This window comes from Dendronalium phyllosphericum CENA369 (assembly GCF_016056275.1).
Classification (GTDB): domain Bacteria; phylum Cyanobacteriota; class Cyanobacteriia; order Cyanobacteriales; family Nostocaceae; genus Dendronalium; species Dendronalium phyllosphericum.
In genome coordinates this window covers 55720-78437 of sequence record NZ_JAECZA010000289.1, presented here as the reverse complement: position 1 = coordinate 78437, position 22718 = coordinate 55720, and the positions used below count along the sequence as shown (strand labels likewise).

The 22718-nt window shown below is 38.8% G+C and carries 17 protein-coding genes and 1 pseudogene; 5 read left to right on the top strand and 13 right to left on the bottom strand.

Annotation, left to right across the window (positions count from 1 at the left end; all coding sequences use genetic code 11):
- Nucleotides 1–89: 89 nt before the first annotated feature.
- Nucleotides 90–536 (top strand): annotated as a pseudogene (locus I8752_RS32050) (rhodanese-like domain-containing protein); the annotation flags it as partial.
- 278 nt (nt 537–814) lie between these two features.
- Here I8752_RS32050 and I8752_RS32045 read toward each other — a convergent pair.
- The 5 genes from I8752_RS32045 to I8752_RS32025 form a co-directional block, all read right to left on the bottom strand.
- Nucleotides 815–1444, bottom strand: coding sequence for a ribonuclease H-like domain-containing protein (locus tag I8752_RS32045; protein WP_214436207.1), 630 nt, complete (start codon nt 1442–1444; stop codon nt 815–817).
- A gap of 292 nt (nt 1445–1736) precedes the next feature.
- Nucleotides 1737–2336: a CAP domain-containing protein gene (locus I8752_RS32040; RefSeq protein WP_214436206.1), complete on the bottom strand. Its 600-nt coding sequence runs from the start codon at nt 2334–2336 to the stop codon at nt 1737–1739.
- Nucleotides 2337–2562: 226 nt separating this feature from the next.
- Nucleotides 2563–3792 (bottom strand): BaiN/RdsA family NAD(P)/FAD-dependent oxidoreductase, encoded by a 1230-nt coding sequence (locus I8752_RS32035; RefSeq protein WP_214436335.1) that lies wholly within the window; start codon nt 3790–3792, stop codon nt 2563–2565.
- Between the two features lie 51 nt (nt 3793–3843).
- The gene (gene rd, locus I8752_RS32030; protein WP_214436205.1) at nt 3844–4008 is read right to left on the bottom strand and encodes a rubredoxin; all 165 of its coding nucleotides are present in this window, start codon (nt 4006–4008) and stop codon (nt 3844–3846) included.
- 120 nt (nt 4009–4128) lie between these two features.
- Nucleotides 4129–4323: a hypothetical protein gene (locus I8752_RS32025; protein WP_214436204.1), complete on the bottom strand. Its 195-nt coding sequence runs from the start codon at nt 4321–4323 to the stop codon at nt 4129–4131.
- Nucleotides 4324–4770: 447 nt separating this feature from the next.
- Here I8752_RS32025 and I8752_RS32020 point away from each other — a divergent pair, with 447 nt between their 5' ends.
- On the top strand, nt 4771–5346 hold the full coding sequence (locus I8752_RS32020; RefSeq protein ID WP_214436203.1) for an SRPBCC family protein: 576 nt from the start codon (nt 4771–4773) through the stop codon (nt 5344–5346).
- 885 nt (nt 5347–6231) lie between these two features.
- Entirely contained in the window at nt 6232–6957 is a 726-nt protein-coding gene (gene cysH / locus I8752_RS32015; protein ID WP_214436202.1) for a phosphoadenosine phosphosulfate reductase, read from the top strand.
- Nucleotides 6958–7105: 148 nt separating this feature from the next.
- On the opposite strand, the gene I8752_RS32010 is transcribed toward cysH, so the two are convergent.
- The 4 genes from I8752_RS32010 to I8752_RS32000 are packed head-to-tail and all read right to left on the bottom strand — an operon-like array spanning nt 7106 to nt 14154.
- The gene (locus I8752_RS32010; RefSeq protein ID WP_214436201.1) at nt 7106–8194 is read right to left on the bottom strand and encodes a hypothetical protein; all 1089 of its coding nucleotides are present in this window, start codon (nt 8192–8194) and stop codon (nt 7106–7108) included.
- 20 nt (nt 8195–8214) lie between these two features.
- Nucleotides 8215–10092 carry a trypsin-like peptidase domain-containing protein gene (locus I8752_RS32005; protein ID WP_214436200.1) on the bottom strand — a complete coding sequence of 626 codons (1878 nt, stop codon included), beginning with the start codon at nt 10090–10092 and terminating at the stop codon, nt 8215–8217.
- A 56-nt stretch (nt 10093–10148) separates the two neighbouring features.
- Nucleotides 10149–10268, bottom strand: a complete 120-nt coding sequence (locus tag I8752_RS38910) for a hypothetical protein (protein ID WP_404827135.1) — start codon at nt 10266–10268, stop codon at nt 10149–10151.
- Complete coding sequence (locus I8752_RS32000; protein WP_214436199.1) at nt 10222–14154, bottom strand: AAA domain-containing protein; 3933 nt, start codon at nt 14152–14154, stop codon at nt 10222–10224. Before I8752_RS32000 ends, I8752_RS38910 begins: the two co-directional genes overlap by 47 nt.
- Nucleotides 14155–14420: 266 nt before the next feature.
- On the opposite strand from I8752_RS32000, the gene sbcD reads away from it, so the two are divergent.
- Nucleotides 14421–15674, top strand: a complete 1254-nt coding sequence (gene sbcD / locus I8752_RS31995) for an exonuclease subunit SbcD (protein ID WP_214436198.1) — start codon at nt 14421–14423, stop codon at nt 15672–15674.
- A gap of 157 nt (nt 15675–15831) precedes the next feature.
- On the opposite strand, the gene I8752_RS31990 is transcribed toward sbcD, so the two are convergent.
- From I8752_RS31990 to I8752_RS31980, 3 genes are all read right to left on the bottom strand, one after another.
- Nucleotides 15832–16710 carry an aspartoacylase gene (locus tag I8752_RS31990; RefSeq protein WP_214436197.1) on the bottom strand — a complete coding sequence of 293 codons (879 nt, stop codon included), beginning with the start codon at nt 16708–16710 and terminating at the stop codon, nt 15832–15834.
- Nucleotides 16707–18470: an Rqc2 family fibronectin-binding protein gene (locus I8752_RS31985; RefSeq protein WP_214436196.1), complete on the bottom strand. Its 1764-nt coding sequence runs from the start codon at nt 18468–18470 to the stop codon at nt 16707–16709. Before I8752_RS31985 ends, I8752_RS31990 begins: the two co-directional genes overlap by 4 nt.
- 237 nt (nt 18471–18707) lie before the next feature.
- Complete coding sequence (locus I8752_RS31980) at nt 18708–19514, bottom strand: PEP-CTERM sorting domain-containing protein (protein ID WP_214436195.1); 807 nt, start codon at nt 19512–19514, stop codon at nt 18708–18710.
- A gap of 546 nt (nt 19515–20060) precedes the next feature.
- Between I8752_RS31980 and I8752_RS31975 the strand changes: the two genes are divergently transcribed.
- On the top strand, nt 20061–20891 hold the full coding sequence (locus tag I8752_RS31975; RefSeq protein WP_214436194.1) for a mechanosensitive ion channel family protein: 831 nt from the start codon (nt 20061–20063) through the stop codon (nt 20889–20891).
- 111 nt (nt 20892–21002) lie between these two features.
- Here I8752_RS31975 and I8752_RS31970 read toward each other — a convergent pair whose 3' ends face one another.
- Nucleotides 21003–22274: a glycosyltransferase family 4 protein gene (locus tag I8752_RS31970; protein ID WP_214436193.1), complete on the bottom strand. Its 1272-nt coding sequence runs from the start codon at nt 22272–22274 to the stop codon at nt 21003–21005.
- Between the last annotated feature and the right edge of the window lie 444 nt (nt 22275–22718).

The following is a 22718-nucleotide window of genomic DNA, read 5'->3' as shown; positions in this document are numbered from 1 at the left end:
TACTTTGAGAATATTCATCCCAGAGAAAGAGCAATAGATATACTAAAGTCCGTTAAATTGCTAATAATGTAATTCGATTTAGGAAGAGTATGAGTAGCAATAACCTAGGCGGGATCATTCCTCAACAGCCCCCAATCGAAGCACAATCTGATGCTCATGTGCTTAAGTCTCGCTTGGAATGGGGCGAACCAGCTTTTACAATACTTGATGTGCGCGATCGCGAAACCTATAACGATGGTCATATTATGGGAGCTTTACCTTATCCCGTTGATGACTTAGTAGACCGAGCCTCATCAACTATAGATAAAAGCCGTGACATTTACGTTTACGGTGCAAATGAAGAACAAACAGCTCAAGCCGCACAATCGCTCCGTTCCGCCGGATTTGTGCATGTATCAGAACTTAAAGGTGGTTTGGGTGGATGGAAGGCAATTGGCGGCCCAACAGAAGGAATTATTGAATCTAGAACTCCTGCCGGCGCAGATGACTACAATGTAGTAGATCGAGTCAAGGATCACTTGGAAAATCAGCCAAAGTCTGGAACCTCTATTAAAAAGGACATTGGTGAAGTTAAAAATAGTGTGAGTGAAGCAGCTTCAGAAGCCAAAAATCGCGTAGGTGAAGCCGCTTCAGAAGCCAAGGATCGCGTAGGTGAAGCCGCTTCTCAGGTAAAAGAAAACCTAGAAAAAGCAGGTGATAATTTGAAAGAGGGCATTAAAGACTCTAATCAAAATCAGCAATAAGATTTGATAATTGTCAGTAGTCAGCAGTAAATGACAATTCACAACTGACCACTAACAAAAGACAAACACCCTCAATGTTCAAATAAATCCTTGAATTGCAATATATCTAAGGAAACTATCGTTGGTAGAACTTGAAAACACTCTTGAGCAAGTTCCCAACGATCTTCGCGTTTGAGCATTTCTATTAGCTTCTGGCGCACGCTCAGTAAGTAGCGTACATCATTGGCGGCGTAGCTAAGTTGCACTTCAGTTAAATTGGTAGCATTGCCCCAATCAGAACTTTGAGCGCTTTTATCCAGTTCTACTTGTTCGAGTTCTTGTACTACATCCTTAAGTCCGTGACGATTGGTGTAAGTCCGGGCTAATTTACTAGCAATCTTGGTACAAAAAATGGGTTGCACTTTAATTCCTAGGTTGTAGCGCAAAGTAGCAACATCGAAACGAGCAAAGTGAAATACCTTAAGGACATTCGCTGCTTCTAGCAGTTTTTTCAGGTTTGGAGCCTCTTTTTGCCCTTTGGTGATGCGAATTGCTGTTACTTTACCTTCGGTGTTGCATAGCTGAACGAGACACAAACGATCGCGTTGGGGTAATAACCCCATAGTTTCAGTATCGACCGCGATCGCTTCGGATTTTAAATAATCATAGAGGGCAGCATCGCTAAGGTCGCGATCGCTGACCTGAAAATCTTGTAATGTCATGAATTACTTCAAAATAAATGCAGTGTCTTATAAGCAGGATTCAAGAGTCATAGTAAAAATTTTTCCTCTTGTCTTCTGAATTCTATTTGTTAGACACTACATTATTGTGCAAAAAATCAGCAAATAAATCTATCTAGTACGCTAAGACTAAAATAAATAAGGCTTTCGATGACTCAAGAATGCCACTCTCAAACTAGGCAATAAGTAATGGAAAGACGAGGAAGGAGAAAAAGGAGTGCATGTTAAAGGGAAAAGAAATCTCCTTTACTTTCTTAATTCCAATCCCTAATCCCTAGTTCCTAGTACCTTTTACAGCATTTTTAATTCGGGCAATAGTACTACCGTTATTAGTACTGTGGAGAAAAATTTGCGTTAGGTACACTTCACCTTGCTTATTAGCGGCAACACCAATTCCAGTCAGGTCATAATCACCTTTAATATTCTTCAGATGTCCGGGACTTTCAAGCCAACCAGTAACGGCCTCACTTGCAGGATTGCTATATCCTTGATTGAAAGCGACATTTTCTGCCGCACTGTTGAAGCGGAGGGGGATAACTGTGACTCGCCGTTCAAATCCTTGATGACTGAATGGGACTTTACCTCTAGCCATATTTTGACTATGAATCCTTGCCTGCCGAGTAATATTTGCATTTAGTTTCAACTTAGGCAGTTTTTTAGCAGCCCGATATCGATTAATTTGGTCAAAAACTGATTTCTCTAATGCAGTAGTTTGAAAAGTTGTTGATGTAGCAACTTCGCTGGAAGAAATCGATAGCGGTAGATTGTCAGTGGTTTGTTTTGTAGAACTGTGACCTGGGATCGGACTAGTCATTAATCCACTGGCAAGGACAAGCGTACTTAAAGCTATGCCAAAAGCAGGTTGTCGGGACATGGAGAATTACGCAATATATACACTTAATAAGACCTATACTCTACCTTCTAGTTCTTAGAATATATAACAGGATACTATTGAAGATTCATAAATTTATGTCATTTTGGCATATCTTTTGTTAGTTGTCAGTTGGCAGTAGCAGGAGCAAAGCAGGAGAAACAGGGGAAGAATGACTATCGACAGACGCGATTAATCGCGTCTGTACTCAGGAGCGCTCACTCAGAACTCACATTGCTGCCATTGCGTTACCAGCTAGATACCCTGTTGTCCAAGCACTTTGGAAGTTAAAACCACCGGTGATGCCATCAATATCTAAAATTTCTCCGGCGAAGTAAAGACCGGGAACTAACTTACTTTCCATCGTCTTGAAGTTAACTTCTTTCAGGTTAATACCACCACAAGTAACAAATTCTTCTTTGAAAACTCCTTTGCCAGCAATTAAATGTTGTCCTTGAGTGAGTTCTTGCACCAGTCGATTTAATGTTTTATTAGATAGTCCTGCCCAGCGGTCTTCTAGGGTAATATCTACACGAGCGATGAGATATTGCCAGAGGCGGTGGGGTAGATCGACTCCACGATGTAATGCGATCGCTTTATTTGGCCATTCAGTCTTTATTGCTAAGATTTTTTCTCGCACTTGTTCTTGCTGTAATTCTGGCAGCCAATTGATTAACAATTTGGCTTGATAGTGGCTTTCGTGCAAAAGTCTTGCACCCCAAGCAGAAAGCTTGAGCACAGCCGGGCCACTCAAGCCCCAGTGGGTAATTAGCAATGGCCCTGTTTGTTCTAGTTGCGACTTTCCACAAGACAACCGCAAGCGCACGGGGTTAACGCTAACTCCCGCTAAAGCCCTCAGATGTTGGTCAACAATATTGAAGGTAAATAGTGAAGGTACAGGCGGTTCAATTTGATGGCCAAATTCTTGGGCTACTTTATAGCCTATAGGATGGCTGCCTGTTGCCAACAGTAAGCGATCGCACTTTACGATCTCTCCCGATTTCAAAATAATCTCAAATTGATTGCTCGGCAGTCGCTTGACTGACACAACAGCGGCTGCCGTCCAAATTTCTACACCAGCAGCTTTGGTAGCATTCATCAGACAATTCACAACCGTTTCCGAACTATCTGTAATCGGAAACATCCGGCCATCAGCTTCGGTTTTTAGCGGTACTCCGTGGAGAGCAAACCAAGTGATTGTATCTTTTGCTTGAAAACGAGTGAAGGCTCCTTGCAGGGCCTTTCCGCCTCTGGGATAATTTTGCACCAACCCAGCTGGTTCAAAGCAAGCGTGAGTGACGTTGCAGCGTCCTCCACCAGAAATGCGAACTTTAGCCAGTGGTTGACGACTGGCTTCGAGTAAAGTGATTTGGGCGTGAGGATTGACTTCAGCACAAGCGATCGCGCCAAAAAATCCAGCCGCCCCACCCCCAATAATTACAATTTTTAACGGCAGCAAGTTCAAAAACGTCTCTTCTATAGCACCTACTTTCTAGGCTAGCCCTTATTTTTACACTTCTGCTGGTTCAAATTGATCTTTTGTCGCCCCGCAAACTGGACATACCCAATCTTCTGATATCTCTTCAAAAGGCGTTCCTGGCTCTATTCCGCTATCTGGATCGCCTACTTCTGGGTCATATTCATAGCCACAAACACTACAAACATACTTTTCCATGTTTCTTTATCCTGGTGAATTGTTGATTAATAACTGTTAACGATTGCGTAGTAGTATTTTTTATTTGTCAGTCGCTGCTTAGTTAATATTTTCAATATGCTAATTTCAACGCTTACTAGATTAAAAACGCCACCAGGTTCTTTGGACGTAACTGAGAATGGCGATGGCGATCGCCCCTAGTAACAATAGCCAAATTACTCCCCCTGGAAGAAATGTGAGAATACCAAAGCCTCTAAGTACCCAGACAGCTATTCCAATGCCTAAAAATACACCAAATGCTTGGGTTAATATCCGGTTTAAGGAAGATTGTTTCATTTCGTTTCCCTCTCAACTCTAAATTTACTACTTTTTATGTTGATTAGATAAAGTTTTTGTCAGATGTTTAATAGTATAAAAAAGACAAACAACAGCTAAAGATTATCCTCTCCAAAAACAGAATTATCTAAAACCACAATATATAATTAAATACATCTTGCGTGTCAGTTCGTGTTTGTGCCATTCTAGCTGTTACAGACGTAGTTTTTCATTTAAAAGTGCTGCTCTTTTGAGGACTGCTTAAGTATAGTTTTTGTAAATTGTGAGAAGAAATACATAATTTTACGGAAAAATCTTGAATATTATTTTAAATAAATTATTGGTTTCGGCGTGTATATTGGACTGGGACTAAAATTTATGGGGTTGGACTTGCTGCTATTTAATGGTTGGCAGTTTTAACCTTTTCGACCTGAGAAGGTAAATCAGTGAGGAGTAACTAAAATCAATATGTCTGCGTCTCATATTTCAAATTCAATTATTGTAGGTTCGGATATGGCTTTGAGTCGTGACAAGCAACGATTGTTGATGCAGGGTGAAATTTTGGTGGAAACGCAATCGCATACAGCTTGGGGTGGCGCTGTTACTGCCTGTATGTATTTGCCATTGGTGCGATCGCAGGTATGGCAGCAATTAACTGATTACCCTCGTTGGGTACAATATTTTCCTGACATCACCAAAAGCGAAGTTTTACATAGAGGTGAAGTCAAACGTCTGTATCAAGCAGCACAAAAAGCCTTTTTATTTTTTACGGCTCAAGTTGAAATTTACCTCAACGTTGTGGAAGTAATTGGGCAACAAATTCAATTTCGCATGGAAAAAGGGACTTTTTTAGACTTTACAGCCAATATAGAGTTACACGATTGTGGTAATGGCACAATGCTTGCTTATAAGGTGCAAGCAACGCCTAATATACCGATACCTTCTATTTTCGTTCAACAAGCTATGAACTTGGAGTTGCCTGCAAATATGCGAAGAATGCGACAAGTTCTATGTAAGCCTGCGATCGGCAGCGAAAAGCGCTAACAACAAATCAAAAAACACATACACTATTAAGAGCTTGAAAGCATCCGACGGGCAGCGCGCTACCCGTTATCAATGAAAGAAACACTTTTTTCCCGACCCCGTGTTTTTTCAGAGTCCGTTGTCCTAAAATATTTGTTTTAATTTGTAACAAAAACAAAAACCCTGCTCATTTTTAAGCAAGGTTTTATAAAGTTTTGTGTTAAAAATTTTTTGTTTTTTTTCAAGCTATCTTAAAAAACACTCATAATCGCGATCGTAATAACACTGGTGATCGCGATCGATGCGCCCATAAGTACAGATACAGCAAGTGTATTGGTAGATTTGGAATTGTTCATTTTAGTAAAGTTCCTTAATTTTTATGATTCTAATAAACATATCAGTTGCAGTATAAATATCTATCAAAACAGAGTAAAACTTTAATTTATGTAAATTTTCTTAATAAATACTGGAGTATGGACTTACAGTTAGTTTGTAAATAAGCTGTTACGCTTTGAAATTGCACATTGACCAAAGTTGACTGTCAACAGTCAGCGGTCAGCAACCACTATGAGTATTTATGAAAATTAAATGCGCTTTAGCTTATCCAGTAATTAACAAGGCTAATTTAGCTACCAATATAATTACTGGGTTTTGATTACTTAATTACCTAATTTATTTAGTATATTTAAAAACAACATTAAGTAGTTCAAAACCTTCCGGGTATTTCCAGGGGTATTAAAGCGAAAGGAGAGAACTTTGTTTAATCCCTTTTCCTTTAACCTTTAGCCTTTTAAATGTAGTGATTACCGAACAAAATAATTACCTCATATCCGAGCGGAATATGCGTCTTTATAGGGTAAAATCGAGTTTAATCAAGGTAAAAAAACATTTGACCGGAAAATTATCATGACAGCTTCCACGGGATCTAGAAACCAAACGACTACTTTTGACTTAGAACTGTTAAATCAACAGTTTGAAACTGCCACTCCGAAAGAAATCCTGGCATGGTCTATAGAGAATATCCCCACAGCACTGGTACAAACCAGCGCCTTTAATGTGGATGACATGGTAATTACTAATATTCTTTATAGCGAACTCAAGCATCCAGTTCCTGTAATTTTTCTCGATACCTTGCATCACTTTCGTGAAAGCCTAGAACTAGTTGCTAAAGCCAAAGAAATCTATAACTTAGATTTGAAAACTTACAAGGTTCCAGACGTAGATACCCGTGAAGCCTTTAGCGCTAAATACGGTGAGGCACTTTGGGATAAAGATATTGCTCAATTTCACCAAATTACAAAAATTGAACCACTACTACGGGGTTTAGATGAACTGAACACTGTTGCTTGGATTACCGGTCGTCGCCGCGACCAAGCAGTAACCCGTGCTAATATGCCCATCTTTGAATTAGATAGTCAAGGTCGATTGAAAATAAATCCCATAGCCACTTGGACGCGCCAAGATAGCTGGCCTTATGTCGCCGAACATAAAGTAATTTACAACCCTTTGCACGACCAAGGTTATCCCAGCATTGGCGACGAACCCATCACTACCAAAGTAGCTGAAGGTGAAGACGAACGTGCTGGACGTTGGCGCGGAAGTGAGAAAACAGAATGTGGAATCCACATCTAAAGGTAAGTAGGGAGTAGAGAGTGATGAGTTGGGAACAGAAGGATTATCCCCAACTCTCTCTATTTCTCTTTTCCCTTTGCCTACTGGATTTCTGCGTTTAGATAAGCACCGCTACACAATAAATTTAAAAGTTAGTTTATTGACAAATTTATCGAAAAAACTTCTCTAGAGAAGCTAATTCAGCCTCTGTTGTAGCATCAATAGGTGGTAAAGGTCGTTGCATAATTGAATAGAGCGATCGCTTTTGTGCTTTTGTAGATTGCAAACCAAGTTCCTTCAATTCCTCTCCAATTTTTAATCTCATATTCCTTCGGTCAGCTTTAGTTATATCAGGGCTTTGAAGAATAGCTATTTCAATAGCAGGTAAATGAAATTGTTTCACCTTCTCATATTCCCCTGACAAAATAGCATCTTGGGCTTTAGCAACTAGCTCTTTTATAGTTTTTAATGACTCCCAATCTTGCTGTTTGCGCTTTTCTATGCGAAATAACATATAGCTGTAGCCTTTGAAAGGCTTACTATCGCGTACAAATACTTTAGTAGTGCCTGGAGAGCCAAATCGGAGATTATCATTGACAACACAAAGATTTTCCCTGCTAATCTCGTGTTCCTCCGCCAAAATTACAGCGAAATAACCTTCTCTGAGAAAATTACTACTACCACCGTCAGCATCAGAAAAAGTTTGCTGATAACCTAACTCTAGTCGGCGTTCTCCAATATCTAGTAAATCTTCTATTCCACGATATACAGGTTCTGCTAAATTCAAAACACTTGACAGTTGAGGTGCTGGTAACAATTTGGCAAATCTTCCCACTGTCTTGATAAATTTGTCAATAGAGTCATTTGCAGCAATGCTCAATAAATAGGCATGAAATTCTACTAAACCTTGATTAAATGGAAACAGAGGAGTAAGAGGATATCTGTCTTGAATCACTTTATCCAAATTGTTGCTACCCAAATCTTTTAATTGGCCAGGCGCAGCTAAATAGGGAATAGTTACTAACTTAGAATCGTAGTGGAAACGGACAGCAGCATGAACAACCGGATATCGTTGTTTGAACCAGTCCACATCTTTAGCTAAATTCATATCCTCTAGCCAGATGCGACAATAGGCATCACCTGCACAAATAGGTGTGTCATCGCAGTCTATATCAACTCGATGTTTTGGCAGGAAAAGAGTTGTATATTTTTTTGCCTCTCGGCTGAAAGCTTCAGATAAATTCTGGAAAATACTCATGAAAATATGACTCTATCAAATCAATTCAAATATGATGAAATTTGATTCCAGATACTACGAATAGGAATAGCACCTGTTGAACCTAGTTCAAAATTACGACTAATACCTACATTTCCTTGATGAATTGCTATCAGTTCCCACTGGTGATTAAAAATAGGTGCGCCAGAGGAACCGTTATCAGTTTTTAGATTGTGGTCAATGTAATCTTCTCCTACTTGTATAATCTCACCTAAGCCAGAAATTACTAAAGGGTTTCCCTGTGGATGATGTATGATACGAATCTTTTGACCGCTATCTAATACAGAATTTGGATTAATAGAAATAGCTTTTTGTTGTGTTTGAGTATTGATTTTAAGTAAAGCATAATCAAATCTACTGTTATTAAGAATAATATCTAATTCCAATACATTTTTTTCTGATTCGTACTTTCCAGCTTTATAGCCAAAGCGCACCCATGCTTTTTGCACTTGACTCTTACTAAAAATGTGATTACAGGTTAGTAATAAATTGTTTGTAATTAATACTCCTGTGCCTATGGGTTTTCCTATAGGAAATTCGATTCTGCCAACTGTGTTACTAGCTGCTAATGCTTTAAAGTTTTCCTGACCTTTTTCTACTAATTGATTAAATAATTCTACATCTTGGTCTTGAAAATTATAGATTAGAGCGAAATTACTTAAATGCTTAAGTAACTTCACCATTGGATGAGATTCTAAGCTCTGACTAGAAATTTGATATTGTTTAAATTTTGCTACTAATTCATTAGCAAAACTAATAGGTTGTGTATCCCATTTCAAATTACTTAGAAAAGCTGAATCAATACCAGCACTTTCTAAAAAATTTTGGCGATCGCTGGCTACATTGACCCTGAGAGCAAAGTGATTTAGTGCCATAATTAATGCTGTAACATCTTGCTGTTCTAAAAATATTTCTGGATTCATGGCATTATCATGTGTCCAAGTTAAATTTAAATTTTGAGGAAAAGGATCGTTAACAGCTTGATTTACTCCAATAGATAATGGATTAAAAATCTCCTCTAATGCCTCTGGTTGATGGTAACTTTCTAAATTAGGATCGGGTTTTTGTAATGTACTATTAACTTTTGTACTAGGTATAGCGTAATTGCTAGGTTTAACAGATATCTGTTGATGAAAACGACACTGTAAATCTTGAAGAAACTCTTCATTAGAAATTGAGGTGTGTTGATATTTATTCAAGGCTCTGTCAATTGGTTTGATAATTTTTTCATAGAGGTCATCAATATATCTTTCTCGTACATTATATGATTTATCTAAATTGAATGACCAGTAATTATACCATTGCCAAAGTGACCTAAAGTTGTTGGGATGTGTAATAGGTATACCTATTTTTTGAAGGATATTTATTTGTAATGTCAACTCTTGGTATAGTTGGCGATAATCCTCATCCTCAGCCTTAATTAAATCATCAGTTCGTCCCTGAATAGCAACCGAAATCATAATTACCTTCAACTTCTTAATCTTTGCTATCAGGTTTTCAAATTGTGAGATTTGCCACTCATTAACTAACTGTTGCTGAGATTTACCTCTAATACTGTGCTGAAACAAAACATTATCAATTTGCTGGAAAGTAGTATTGTATAGGTCGTGAACATATCCTCCTTTTGAGGCAAGTCCCCTTTCTAAAGTTGACCAGCGATCGCGCCAATCTAAAAGAGACTTACAAGGATTATGATTTTCGATTAATACCCCTTCTTCTGCAAGAAACTCTATGATGTCAACAATCTCTCTGTACAGTTTTGTGTATAATTTTTCTTTCTCTCTAATAGGATTACGATATGAATCAGTTGATACCGCAATCATAATTGATTGTAACTGTTGAATTTTAGTTAACAGTTCTTCAATTTTTGCTATTATCATAGGCAATTCAGGTCTTATTCAAATTCCTATTTTCAACAATAAATTACTAATTGTATTTATTTCTGGTTGCGGAGATTTTCTATATGCGCTATGAGCCGATTAATTTGTTCTTCCCTGTTGCGATCCCACTCACGAGACCAAATGCTGTAAATGCGCCAGCCTAATTTTTCTAGCACTTCTTGTCTGTCGGAGGCGATCGCGATCGCGTGCTGTAGGATATTTACTATATGTTTCTCCATCGCACACAATCCCCAGAAGAGACTCTTCTTTTTCCGGTTTGGAATTGTCCATCACTACTAAGTCGATTGGATAAGCTGAACGACCAACCCGTTTCTTAACTTGATATCCCCTATCTGTTAAAACTTGATATATATATTGTTCAAAAGGTAAGTCTAAGTCAGAAAGGTCATCACCTTTTTTAGCTAGTTTTTGACCGCAACTTTCAATGTATACAAAATAATCCTTAAGTAACGCAGCTTGTTCACCTTTTTCGGCGATAATATCAACAGGATGAATCGAAGCGATTAATACGAACTTGCATCTAGCACGAGTTATTGCAACATTTAATCTTCGTTTCCCTAAATCTTGTTGTTTTCTACTGAAGTAACCAAAGTTGTGATTTAACTGACCGGAATTTTTGTTATCAAAACCAAAGCCAAAGCTTAGGAAAATCACATCTCTCTCATCACCTTGAACATCATCAATTGATTTAACAAAGAACTTCTCTGAGTTCTCTTGAAAAAATTCTTCTATCTCAGGATGTTTAATACTGATTTGTTTGAGTTGTTCCTTGATGGCTTTTGCTTGTTGTTTACTTGAGGTAATAATACCCAAAGATTGTTGGGAGTTTTGCTGATAATGCTGCACTGTTAGCTTTGCAACTTCCTCTGCTTCACGAATATTTTCTCGATTAGCATATATTCCCCCTTTAACAAAATGGAAATGTACCCCTCTGCTAGCATCTTTTGCAGGGTTAGGGAAAGAAATAAGTTTTGAGTTGTAAAATTCTTGATTTGAAAAGGCAATTAGGCTTTCGTCTTGGCTACGATAATGCCAACTTAAAGTATGAGTGAGCATAATTGATAATTTAGAACACTCATCTAGCAAATTTTCATAAATCTCTTCCTCTTCATCGTCGCTATCATCGGCTGCTGCACTTTCAAAGTAAGCCGTTGGCGGTAACTGCTTGTTATCGCCAACAACAATTAGCTGCTTTGCTCGCATAATAGACGATACTGCATTTTCAGTACGAACTTGAGAAGCTTCGTCAAAGATAACAACATCAAACTCCACTGCGTCTGCATCTACATATTGACAAACCCCTAAAGGACTCATCAGCCAGCATGGTTTAAGAGTAGTAACAATTTGAGCATTCTTCTTGATAAATTGACGAATTTTTTGTTGTCTACTTTTCTTTGTAATTTCCCGTTTGAGATTGCTTACTTGTTCCTGTGCTTCTGGCTGCTTTAACCAATCTTGACAACGTTGTACATGGAGTTGTCTCAACCGTTTTATTGCAACCTCATACTGTTGTTTATCTTTTTCTGAAAATTCATTTATTCTCTGTTCGTGCAAATTCTGGCTAAAGTTTCGCAACTCGGAATTATCAAAATGTATGTGTCGCAGCCAATTTTCATAAAAGCCTTTCCGTAAAACCGAAAACCACTTATCTGGTAAAATGTCGGTGTCTCCTAGTTTAGCCAAAAATTCTTTTGTGCCAATAGCTTCTAATTTATCTACAATCTCTTGATAGTCCAACCACTCTTGGAATAAATCAAGCTCATCATAGGCTTGTCTTCGGAAATATTCAATCTCATTTAGAGGTTTTCTCTTCAATACATCTAGTGCTGTTAGTCTTTCTTTGGGGAAGTGTTGGTTTAAGAATTTGCAGCCTTCTTGAATTTGGCTTAAGGCTAGTTGCAAAGATTTGAATAATTCTCCTAGTTGTTCATGACTTTCTCTTGAATTAAGAACTGTGGCTACTTCTTCTTTATCTAAGAGATGATTTTTATTTAGATTCTCCAACCATTCAAGACCTTGCTGAATACTTTGTAAATTTGTCATTTCTCTATCGAAAGAAGAACCAAAAGCTTCACGAGCTTGGTAGTTGCGGTCTTGTAACTTAATTAAAATATTTTGGCGCTCAATCGCATTTTCAATATCTCTCATTAACTCTTGCTCAGAAATGCGCTTGTGGTCTTGTCGAAGAGCAATGAGACGTTGACGTTCGCGTCTCTTATCATATAATAGCCATTTCCAATAAGCTGGTTTAATAAAGCGAAAAATTCCTGTAAATCTTCTAGCAAAAATTTCTCTTATTTTTAGTAAATCGAAAGTATAGAACTCTTGCACATACTTAGAATTGAGATCAGAATTAATTGATTGATAATCCCTAATGTCTTCGTCTAAGTTTAAATACAACTGTAACAAATCATCTAAATCTGTTGAAAATGACCAAGTTTCAATGTTTGATGGAGCATTAAGGATATGATTGACTGCTGGTTGTAACTGTTCTAAATCATACAAAGTTTCGATTGTTTCGTTTATATTTAGTAGTTGTACTAATGAATCTACAGTATTCTGAGCCAGTTTTATCCCAGAGCTAAGATTGTCAAGATTTACACGCAAATCTTGATATATAACAGATGACCAAGGATATTGTAAAGGACTACTTGACCATAGAGTTTTTTGTCTACCCCGGAATACTACCTCAAATTGACCAAGTTCTTCTAGTAACTTTTTCGCATCAAACAATCTAGTTTCTGGCCAATCTTGCAAATTAGAAAGATTAAACTCTAGTGGAGGAATGTCTTCTCTTTCCAACCTACGAATTTCGCCATACAAGTTAAAAGCAGACTTGTTTAGTGGTTCCTTCTTGTCATGTAAACCTTTTACATGATCGTTGAGAACTTTTCGATAGTCGCGTAAAGGTTTAAAGAAGGTTTCCCAATCTCGCTGTTGTGCTTCGTTACTTTCTGAAAGCTCATCGTAAGTTTGTGCTAGCTGAGTGAAGAAATCTTTTGCTTTTTTTGTAACTTCATGATGTAAATTTAGACAGAGATTTTCTAAGTTACTTTCTTTTAGTCTTTTAAAAACAACTGCTAAAGCAGTTTGCTTTTCTGCAACTACAAGGACTTTTTTATTCTGACCGATTAACTCAGTGATGATGTTAACAATAGTTTGGCTTTTTCCTGTGCCAGGAGGCCCTTGTACAACACAATTAGACCCTGCTTTGACAGCTTCAATAACTACTTGCTGGCTGGAGTCCGCATCACGTATCTGATAAATTAATGAAGGGTCTATTTGATCAAGCTCTTTTTCTTGAGGAATAGAGGTATTGTTGACATTCCCAGATGTTCTGCCTGAAGCTAGCTCTTGCAGTATGGGATGATTTGCTATCTTTTCATCATTTTGTTCCAGGTCTTGAATCATTGCTGCTTTTGCATCCGGGAACAAAGTAATGTGTGCTGTTTCTTTTACTTCCCACTCAGATTGTTTACCAGCGATCGCACTACGAACTTCATTGAAAAAATCTTCATAGCTCAATTCTTTAACCCTATTACTGTCAGGCAGCGTTATACCATAATCCCGTAACCTGTTGACTAAAGTAAAGTTAACAGCAATATCATCATCTGTAGGTTGAAGAATAAATTCTAATGACTTTCTACTTTGTTTTTCTAATCTAACTGGAACAAGCAGAATAGGAGAAACATATTTTTCGTGAGGATTTTCAGTGTTAAACCATGTTAAGGTATTAATGACTAAAAATAGACTATTAAAACCCTTCTCTTCAATGGTTGATTTAGCTTCTTGACGAAGTTCATCTAGAAGCTTTAACGGGTCTTCATCAGTCTGCTTAGGTTCCAGTTCACTGATTGGTAATGGCTCAGGTTCATCTCCTACAAAATGACTGTATAAAAATGAAGAGTATCTTAAAATAGGAACTAACCTTTTTTGATTTAGGCGTAAATCAACTAAAGGATTTTTGTTGGATTCGCCTATAAGTTTTTTCTTCCAAAAATTGATTTTGTTTTGAATTTCCTGAGTTTCTGAAATATTCATTTGCTTTTAATAGCAGTAATCTAAAAGAACAAATTTGTGTTTTAATATTTTGATCATAAGTACAATTTATCATAATTCTAATCATTTGTTACAGATTGCTGATAAGTGTTATAAAAGTGGACTATACCTTTAAAAATCTAAATGTTGTGAGATTACATATTAAAATCTTTCAGCACGATCTATTGAAACGTAAAATGCTGTAAGCGATAGTATGATGATCAGGCAATTTAGCATCAAATAATCAGATTTAAGCTAGAGATAAATCTATGATTAAAATCCTTCATCTCTCCGACATTCATATGGGAAGCAGCTTTTCCCACGGACGAATTAATCCAGCAACGGGATTGAATACACGGCTGGAGGATTTTGTCAATACATTATCTTTGTGTATTGACCGATCGCTAGCAGATAACGTAGATTTGGTGATATTTGGTGGCGATGCTTTTCCCGATGCTACGCCACCGCCTTACGTGCAAGAAGCTTTTGCTAGCCAGTTTCGCCGTCTCGTGGATGCCGATATTCCGACAGTGCTGTTGGTAGGCAACCACGACCAACATTCCCAAGGACTAGGAGGAGCGAGTTTAAATATTTACCGCACCTTGGGAGTACCGGGTTTTGTAGTCGGTGATAAATTAACTACTCACCACATCTCGACTCGCAACGGCAGAGTACAAATTATCACCCTTCCTTGGCTAACGCGTTCGACGCTGATGACTCGCCAAGAAACCGAAAATTTGTCTTTGGCAGAAGTCAATCAGTTGTTAACCGAACGCTTGCAAGTTGTTTTAGAAGGTGAAGTTCGCCGTCTTGACCCCGATGTACCAACTGTACTTTTGGCTCACTTGATGGCTGACAATGCTACCTTGGGAGCAGAGCGCTTTTTAGCAGTAGGCAAAGGGTTTACGCTACCTCTATCTTTGCTGACGCGACCGTGTTTTGATTATGTAGCGTTAGGACACGTCCACCGCCATCAAAATTTAAATAAATCCAATAATCCACCAGTAATTTACCCAGGAAGCATTGAGCGGGTAGATTTTAGCGAAGAAAAAGAAGACAAAGGCTACGTAACAATCGAACTAGAACGGGGTAAAGCTGAGTGGAAATTTTGTCCCTTACCTGCTCGGACTTTCCGCACAATTGAGGTGGATGTCTCAAAAGCAGACGATCCTCAAGCTGCAATCATCAAAGCGATCGCCAAACATGATATTCAAGATGCTGTAGTGCGATTAATTTACAAACTCCGCTCCGAACAGTTGGATATTATTGATAACGCTGCTTTACATGCTGCTTTAAATCCAGCTCATACCTATACAATTCAACCAGAATTGGTAAGTCAGCTAGCTCGACCCCGGATTCCGGAATTGAGTGCGAGTAGTAGCATTGACCCAATGGAAGCATTGAAAACCTACTTGAATAATCGTGAAGACCTCAAAGACATAGCAGGCTCGATGCTAGAAGCCGCAGAAAAGTTACTCACAGATGATGTGGAAATTTGGCTAGAAGCAGCAACTCATGAGTAGCACTGAAGCAGTTATATAGCAAAGTGCTGAGTGCTGAGTGCTGAGTAAAAACCACTTGCTTTAAGGCTTTGAGCAATCACAACTGTCCTAAAGGTTGTGGCTACAGCTATACAATTGGTTTTTTAAGAAAAATAGTTGACCAAATCAATAGCTGCAATTACAGACTATACACTTGTTTCTCAGTTAAACACATAGCGATACCTTTTTCATAATAGGCGGCTTCGTTAATGAACACTGGATAAACTGTGGATGTGCCTTCATAAGCGATCGCTTTACCATCTAAAGTTAAAAATATAGGATCGCCAGGGTTAAGCGGTTGATAATCCCGGAACTGAAGCTGAGGATGAATCATCGCCTGAATCTCTCCATACTCGTTTCTAGGGTAATCTATCGCTCCCACATATTGATAGTATGTCAAGGTTTCATTAGTCTGAGGAATTAAATTTTGATTGTATTTTTCCAGATAATTCAAAATGTTATGAATTAGTTCTTCTGTTTTTTGAAACCATTCTGCATTCAAAACACCTTGAGCTACAGGACCAACTTCAATCACAAAACCTAACTCGCTAAGAGAACGGAGAAAATTACTTCCTTTTTCGGGTTGCGTGTAACAAACTCTCACCTGAGAATTTCTTGAACTCAGATAAGCTGCTAATTTCAATAGAAATGGATGATGACTACCTAACATGAGACTCAGCCCCATGTTTGCAGTTGTACTATGTAAATCAATAATCAAATCTACTTGAGAATTGCTTTTCTGTCCTAGTATTTGTTCTATGGCTTTTGCTCGTATATCTTCATAGCTAGAAAGTCTGGAATCTAGCAAATTGTCAATGAAGAAACAACGATTTAAATCTTTGTCAATATAACGCTTACCTGCGGTGAAAGCTTGGGGATTACCTAATAAAGTGAGAGTTTCAAAGCTAGGCCGTTGAATCAATGCAGGAATCTGTTCAAACTTTTTAATTAGGTATGCTCCTGTAAATTCATTTCCGTGAGTTCCACCGACAATGGCAACTCGATTGATTTGATTCATAACGGCGATTTCTCCTGTACAGATGCGCTATGGCGCGTCTCTACTATTGACTGTGGTTGTCCCCAAAGGATTCGCTCCTGCTTGTAAATAGCAATTCCTGGTTTAGCGCCTTTGGGTTTGTAGACATACTTTGGTTGAGTATAAACTACTGGTACTCGATCGCTTTGGCGAGCGCGACTATAGTAAGCGCTAAGATTAGCAACAAATTGTAAATCAGTGGTGTCTGGAACAGCGCCAGGTTCTAAACGCAATAGCACATGGCTGCCAGGAATTTCTTGAGCGTGGAACCACAGATCGTAATCCCCAGCAACACGAAACGTTAATTGGTCATTCTGGCGATTGTTACGACCGATTAAGACTTGAAAGCCATTAGGGGTGCGGTAATTATGAAAGTTGGTGCTAGCAGTTTCGTTTGTGCTGCGACTGCGATATTCTGGGTCTTCGAGATATTTTTGTCCGATTAACTCATCGCGGATTTCTTCTAAAGCTTGCAAATCTTCTACTGTTTGGTAGTTGTCTATTTGAGCGATCGCAGCTTCTACTTGCTCTAAATACTCGATTTCTGTCTGCACTTCCAAAAGTAAAGGTTCGACAGCAGCACGAGCGCGTTTTAGCTTTTGATTTTGTTTGTAGAGGCTTTGGGCATTTTGTACGGCATTTTTATCTGGTTGCAGAGCGATCGCGACTGGCTTGCTTGTTTCAAAATCAGGAAGGGTAATCTCTTTCATCCCCGGTTCCCAATTTTGTAAATGAGCCATCAATAAATCAGCTTTTTGTCGATAATCATCTGCTCGATCTGATTGCTGCAATCTATCTGTAAAGGTTTGAGCTTTATTCCGCAATTTTACCAAAATATTATTTAATTTCTGACTCAGCTGATGGCGTAATTGCAAGAATAGCTGGTTATTTAGCTGGTCATTGTAATACTTGTTGAGTAATGCTTGGATGTCTTTTGCTGGCGCAACAGCACCCCAACCCATGACAGTGTATCCGTTTTCAGTCCAAGCGGGTTGAAATTTACTTAAGTCTAAAGCTTGCAGCCATTCCTGCCATCGTGCAAACAATCTTTGCCAGTCTTCAGCGTTGAGGTTATCGGTACTAGTTTCCGGTGCTAAATTGGCTGCTAGCAGCATAGACTCTACTAATGCTGCACTCAAACCGCTATAACTTTTTAGTAATTGACGCTTAATTGCTCCTGGTACTAAGCTCACCCGTTCTTGCCAGCGTGCTTGAGATTCGCTCAAACTAGGGACAGGGCCAGTAAGTTTAGGTGGTGTTTCGTAAGATTGTCCGGTTTGGATGGGACGAACGCTAGACTGTTGCTGACTAACTTGATGGGCAGCCGTGATAATGAGATTGCTAGCATCCGTGAGGATGACATTGCTGTATTTGCCCATAACTTCTACATATATATGATGTAGAGCGCTTTCTCCAGGACGACGGGCAAATTGTAAATCAATAACGCGTTCCCATGGTGCGATCGCTTCAATTGCCACCAACGCCAAACCATTCAACTGGTGTACTAGTTGTTGGCTGAAGGTAAAGGTATCTGGCGATCGCGGTGGCGGTTCGCCAATGCAAATGCGTGCAGCTTGCGGATGCCAGGAAATCTCTAGCCAACCCCGTTGTTTCAGGGTACGTAATGCCACAGCAATAGTGTAGCGATCGCGCTGATAAACCTGTTCCAGACGGGACGGTAGCCAGTTAGCGCGTAATTCGTCACAAGCAGCTTTGAGGGTGGTAAAGTCAACTGGTTGCACAACAATTAGCCATTGGCCTTCAAATGTAGATGCTCAGTATATGCTATCTTGTCTAGCTGCGTCTGACATCACATCAAAAAACGGTCAGATTGATGAATGCTGACCAAGCCTCGTTGGGGCGGGGTCTGAGTGGGTGTGGGTAAGAAACAGCCCCAACAACCAGTGGGATACAAGCTTCGTATGAGTCAAGACGCTTGCGCCCTTCGGAGTTCAAGCTCTGTCCAACGCCGTTTTTCCCTACACCCTACCCCCTACACCCTGTTTTTGACTAGCTGCTTTTTTTCTTTTCAAAACAGCTGCACCTGCGATCGCTCCCACAAAAATAGCACCAAGGGTACTAGGTTCTGGTACTGATTTAGAAGTACCTACCTTAATTTGAAAAGCGAGATTAGAACGAGCGGGTGCTGCACCTAACCAGCTAAATGCTGTTTTACCAGTTAGCGTAAAGGGAGTGGAGATATTGCTTAAACCTAGATAATCTACATCCGCAGTAGTGTTTGTACCTGTAGATGCGAGACTTCCAACGCTCGTACCATTGAAAACTAAATCGGTCAAAGATACAGCATTTTGAGGATTATTATTACTGCCTTTATTAGCAAAGGTGCGGAGAAAGATGTCTGTAACAGCACCGCTAAATTCTTGAGATGTTAATGGTGTAGTTTGGTTAGCATCGAACACTTTATAAGTTACCTTGTTACCCGTGTATTCCAGGCTAAAGTTCCATAATTTACCATTTCCCCAAACTAAATCACCTGAAGCTACAGGCGATCCATCTGATTTATTAATTCCTAATTCTCGTTCTCCATTGCCACCAAAACCATTGTTACCAATTCTACCTTCGGCAACGAATAACTCTGTAAAATCCCCGTTATTGATTAAGGTTCTAAAATCCGTATCATCAAAATCTCTATCCGCATCTTGAGATATCAAAGGAGTAAATGTTACAGCCTTTGCTGGGTTAGGAGCGATAAATAATCCTAAAGCGATCGCTCCTAAAGTCAAAAATAACTTACTACTACTTTTAAGTTTATTAAAAATTACCATTGTCTCTCCTAAAAATTAGTCTTGTTTAGTCACATATTTTTCTAGTGAATAGAATTTCTTACTCAGTCGCTCCAGAATTTAGTACTTTTTCTTCTCTAGCTATATGCTGATGAAAAGATAATACTGATGAAAGTAAAGCGTTTGAGTTAAATCTTAATTGTGTGTTATTAGCTGAAAATAAATAACAATTGATCGATTTTAACTAAAAAATTGTATGATATAGAATTTTATTTTTCGAGAATATTATGTATTAAATCAAAAATTTACTTACAATATCAAAGCTTTTTACAATCAACAAAAATATTTTAAATAAATTTTAAAAACTATAAATTTATTAGTTGGATAAATCTTCAAATATCCCAGACATAAATAGACATAATATGCAAGAAAACAAAATTGGAAAAAAGTTGTATGGAGCGATCGCCTTGGATGGCAACGTAAATATTTTATGCAGGCTCAATTAGTATCGTTTTACACTGAGAGTAAAAAATTGACAACCAAAGAGTTAAAATTTGGGTCAAATGGAGTGTATAAAAACGATTGTTGATGACTATTTTCACTGTAGAGCTTGTCTCACCGCTCTGGCAAAACTCGCTAGATATGGCCTTGGAAGTCTGGAAAAAGTGGCTGGATCTAGGATTTGCAGTTGTACCAAAAATTATTTGGGCTATTGGTATTCTATTCTTGACGCGCTTGGCGATGAATTTCGTCGGTCGTTTTTTGCGTAAAGCTCTTACTCGTACTGAGTCAACCCTGCGACATTTCATTATTCAAGCAGCAGAGATTTTGACTTTATTAAGTGGTGCTGTTGCTGCTCTTAATCAACTGGGAATTCAGACAACTAGCATCGTTGCAGTGTTAGCAGCAGCGGGTTTAGCGGTAGGTTTAGCGTTACAGAATACTCTTTCCCATTTTGCTGCTGGGGTAATCATCATCAGTATGCGACCATTTGAGGTAGGAGATTATATTGAAGGCGGAGGAGTTGCGGGGGTAGTAGATGGTGTTGGCATTTTCTCCACTACATTGATAACGCGAGACAATGTACAAATTACAGTGCCGAATGGTCTGTTGTTTAGCGGTACGCTAAAAAATACTAGCGCCTTGGGAACGCGACGAGTCGATCTAGAAATTGATATAGGCGATCGCCCTGTAGAAATAACTATCACTCGTTTATTAACATTAGTACAAGCCCATCCTTTGGTTCTAGATCGACCGCCACCAAGCTGTGATGTCGCTTCTATCTCTCCTACTACTACAGTTTTGTACCTGCGTCCTTGGTGTACTGCTGGAAACTACGATCGCACGCGATCGCAAGTTCTACAACTTGTTAAAGAAGGGTTGCGAGAAATTCCCAATACTGACAATCCCGTGGAGTAAGGAGTGGCTAATCGCAAAAAGAAGAAGGAAAAACAACAGATAGCTGCGAAATTCCTTCCTCATTTTTGCTTTTCTAATTGCTATTACTCCTGACTACACGGGGTAAGGACGTTACTTAGTCAGCAATAATTCAGGTTCTTTAACAGATTGCGGCAAAAGTTGAGCGTACAGTTCGCTTAATTGATTTGCCACACCATCCCAACTAAACGTGCTCACGACGCGTTTTCTACCTGCTTTACCTAATTCGTCTCGCCACTCACAATTGAGAAGAATTCGGTCTATGGCAGATGCAAAAGCAGCTACGTCTTGTGGTGGTGCTAATAAACCAGTTTCTTCGGGAACTACGGTAAACTGAAGTCCTCCGACATCACTGGCTACTACTGGTGTACCACTTGCCATTGCTTCAATCGCCACGAGTCCAAAGGGTTCGTAATGACTGGGAACAACGCAAACATCAGCAGCAGCGTAATAAGTTGGCAATACTTCCTGGCTGAGACGACCCGGAAGTGTGGTAAAGTCGCTCATTCCCAATTCGGTAATAATGCTCTCAATGCGATCGCGCTCGATACCATCGCTATTACCTGGAGTGCTACCACCACCAATAATTAACCGCAGGTTATGAGAGTCGCGTAACTTAGACTCATTGACTGCACGCACCAAGGTTTCTATACCTTTGCGTGGGTCAAAACGCCCTACATATAATACAAGTTTGGCTTCTCGGTCAATTCCTAACTCTAATCTGGCTGTTTGTCGGTCAATTGAACCAAATCGCTGAATATCCGTACCGCAAGGAATTATGTCTATACTGCCTTGGGTGGAAACGAGCGATCGCATATGTTCCTTTTCTTGCGGACTTGTAGCCACAATCCGTTCTGCTGTTTCCAAAACTTCTTTTTCCACTGCCAATCGCTGACTGGCAATTAAAGGAATATTTTCTATCGTGTTGTACTTGACTGCTCCTAGAGAGTGGTATGTGTGAACTTGTTTGCTCCCTTGGATTTTCTTCAACTCCATACCTACCCAGCTAGAGTGCCAGTAGTTTGTGTGAACCAGACTATATATGATGTCTTCTTGTTTTTGAAATTTGAGAAAATTTTCAACAAATTCTGGCAAATAGCTAAAAAGATTGTCTCGCGGTACAAATTCAAGAGGGCCAGCTTTAAAACGAATAGTTCGACAATTTTGGCTATGTTGAACAATTGCATCTTGCTCTGCACTCACTTTGCGGGTAAACATATCAACTTGCCATCCTAGCCGTGCTAGTGCTTCACCCACATGACGCACATAAACATTTTGTCCTCCAGCTTCTTCCTTACCTATTTCGATCGCCGGATCTCCGTGGACGGAAATCAAGGCAATGCGCTTTTCAGTTGTAGAGTTCATAGTTTGTGTGTTGCTGATTGTAACAAGGTATCCGACGGTTCCAAGTGTGCCAGTCGCAAACTTCATCCAATTATTGAGGAACCTTGAGTAATCTTTATTTTAGTTTAGGATGTGAAACATTTTTATATATACACTACAGTATCTATACTTCTTTCTCAGTATTTATATTTAATCTCTTTATATGTAAATTGCTATATTTGTATCTAATACTTGTGATAGATGAACTTCTATTGTATTAGTGATAGATGCGTATCTATTATGTTAAAATAGCCAAAATTATACATATAATACTTGCTTAAATAAATAAGCAAATGTAGCATAAAGCACTTTAATGATGCAATTAAAATATTTTCAAGTAAATTATGCACTCTTAATTCAAGAGAAATGTTTAATTATATAAACGTAGGAATAAAATTACTTTTTATACTTATACTTAATAAATAT

Excerpts from the sequence above, each read along its gene's own strand:
- I8752_RS32045 (WP_214436207.1), bottom strand. The coding sequence starts at position 1,444 with ATGACATTACAAGATTTTCAGGTCAGCGATCGCGACCTTAGCGATGCT.
- I8752_RS32040 (WP_214436206.1), bottom strand. The coding sequence starts at position 2,336 with ATGTCCCGACAACCTGCTTTTGGCATAGCTTTAAGTACGCTTGTCCTT.
- rd (WP_214436205.1), bottom strand. The coding sequence starts at position 4,008 with ATGGAAAAGTATGTTTGTAGTGTTTGTGGCTATGAATATGACCCAGAA.
- I8752_RS32025 (WP_214436204.1), bottom strand. The coding sequence starts at position 4,323 with ATGAAACAATCTTCCTTAAACCGGATATTAACCCAAGCATTTGGTGTA.
- I8752_RS32020 (WP_214436203.1), top strand. The coding sequence starts at position 4,771 with ATGTCTGCGTCTCATATTTCAAATTCAATTATTGTAGGTTCGGATATG.
- cysH (WP_214436202.1), top strand. The coding sequence starts at position 6,232 with ATGACAGCTTCCACGGGATCTAGAAACCAAACGACTACTTTTGACTTA.
- I8752_RS32010 (WP_214436201.1), bottom strand. The coding sequence starts at position 8,194 with ATGAGTATTTTCCAGAATTTATCTGAAGCTTTCAGCCGAGAGGCAAAA.
- I8752_RS32005 (WP_214436200.1), bottom strand. The coding sequence starts at position 10,092 with ATGATAATAGCAAAAATTGAAGAACTGTTAACTAAAATTCAACAGTTA.
- I8752_RS32000 (WP_214436199.1), bottom strand. The coding sequence starts at position 14,154 with ATGAATATTTCAGAAACTCAGGAAATTCAAAACAAAATCAATTTTTGG.
- sbcD (WP_214436198.1), top strand. The coding sequence starts at position 14,421 with ATGATTAAAATCCTTCATCTCTCCGACATTCATATGGGAAGCAGCTTT.
- I8752_RS31990 (WP_214436197.1), bottom strand. The coding sequence starts at position 16,710 with ATGAATCAAATCAATCGAGTTGCCATTGTCGGTGGAACTCACGGAAAT.
- I8752_RS31980 (WP_214436195.1), bottom strand. The coding sequence starts at position 19,514 with ATGGTAATTTTTAATAAACTTAAAAGTAGTAGTAAGTTATTTTTGACT.
- I8752_RS31975 (WP_214436194.1), top strand. The coding sequence starts at position 20,061 with ATGACTATTTTCACTGTAGAGCTTGTCTCACCGCTCTGGCAAAACTCG.
- I8752_RS31970 (WP_214436193.1), bottom strand. The coding sequence starts at position 22,274 with ATGAACTCTACAACTGAAAAGCGCATTGCCTTGATTTCCGTCCACGGA.